Genomic DNA, 1501 nt, shown 5'->3' on the forward strand with positions numbered 1-1501 from the left:
GCGGTAGATTTCACTGTTGCGAAAATCATATTCCCAATCCTCGGTTCGGTTACCTGTGAAATAGAGGGCTGTCCCGTCCGAAGACCAGGCCACAGGCCCTCTGTGGTTGTAATTTCCGGTACTTACCTGCCGCGCCGCGCCGCCTTCTGAAGGCACGACAAAAAGGTGACTAAAGCCCGGCGGGATATAGCCCCGTCCGTCGGCCTCATGATAAACGCGGTCTGTGATTCGGGGTGGCCCTGCCCATTTTGCATTTTTGGGTTTGGGGGGAAGGTTTACAATAACCGGCGCTTTTTCAGGCACATTCATGGTAAAGGCCAACTGTTTTCCATCCGGGGACCAACTCAGAGATCCCGGACTCGCCGGCAGCTGTGTCAGACGGGCAAATTTTCCGGAGTCCAGCCAGTAGATGTATATTTCAGAACCCTCATCGGTAGCACTTACAAAGGCGAGGCGCTGCCCATCGGGAGACCAGGTGGGTCTACTTTCCGAAACTTCCCGGGATGTCATTTTCTGATGACCGGTCCCGTCGGTACGAATCATCCAGAGGTTGCCCTCAGCGCGGTCTTCCAGAATATCGAAGCGCATGCGCCTGTACACAACCCAGTCCCCCTGAGGCCGGATTTGCGGATCAGAAGCATACTGCAAATCGAAAACATCGAGGTATTCAAAGTGTTTTTCCTGTCCCAGCGCGGTGTTTCCAATCAGGAAGACCAATACGGTTAAAACCAGGGTGCTTATTCTTCTCATAGTGTGTCTGTTTGATTTAAAAACTAAAGATACATAATCGGAAATGCATTCGGTAAAGTGCCAAATACATAGGGTCTCGAGATGCTGTATTTCTTTAGATCATCAACATCCTCACATCCGGGGGATTATGAGTATCTTTAAGGAATTCCCCTTCAACAACTTTATTAACCAAAATCAACTCTCATGAAAAAAATCGGATTCCTGATACTCATGTGTGTGGGCCTGACCGGAAATGCCCAGGACGACATGACGCAAAAAAGTATTGACGGTTTACTGCAAATGGCCCAGGGGCAGATTGTGGCTTTAGCGAACGCCTTTGACGATTCTCAGATGGACTGGAGGCCTGCTCCGGGTATTCGCTCCACTGGTGAAACCATTTTACACGTAGCTGCTTCGAATTACTATCTGGCCATGAAACTCGGTTTTCCACCGCCGGAGGGTGTAGACATTATGACCATGGAAACGATAACCGGGCGGGAAAACATTCTCAAGGCCTATAACCAGTCCACGGCCTTTGTAAGGGAAAAGATGATGGCGATAGACGCGGGCAGCCTCAATGAAGAGGTAGACTTGGGATTTGCAAAAATGAATCGCCTTTCGGCCCTTCTGGTCGTGCTGGAACACACAGGGGAACATAAAGGGCAGTTGATCGCCTATGCCCGTTCCAATGGCGTCGTACCTCCGTGGAGTCAACCCCAGTAGGCAAATAAGCGACTGAAAAGTCCCTTACAGGTTTAGCTAAGACCTACAT

General features: G+C 50.1%; 2 protein-coding genes. One reads left to right on the plus strand and one right to left on the minus strand.

Going from position 1 to position 1501, the window contains the following annotated elements; all coding sequences use genetic code 11:
• Window positions 1-750: TolB family protein (locus WBV75_RS08895; RefSeq protein ID WP_424120273.1), on the minus strand; the 750-nt coding region annotated here is incomplete at its 3' end.
• 183 nt (window positions 751-933) lie between these two features.
• Here WBV75_RS08895 and WBV75_RS08900 point away from each other — a divergent pair.
• Window positions 934-1452 carry a DinB family protein gene (locus tag WBV75_RS08900; protein WP_424120274.1) on the plus strand — a complete coding sequence of 173 codons (519 nt, stop codon included), beginning with the start codon at window positions 934-936 and terminating at the stop codon, window positions 1450-1452.
• Window positions 1453-1501 lie beyond the last annotated feature (49 nt).

Source organism: Robiginitalea sp. (assembly GCF_049588695.1).
Lineage (GTDB): Bacteria > Bacteroidota > Bacteroidia > Flavobacteriales > Flavobacteriaceae > Robiginitalea.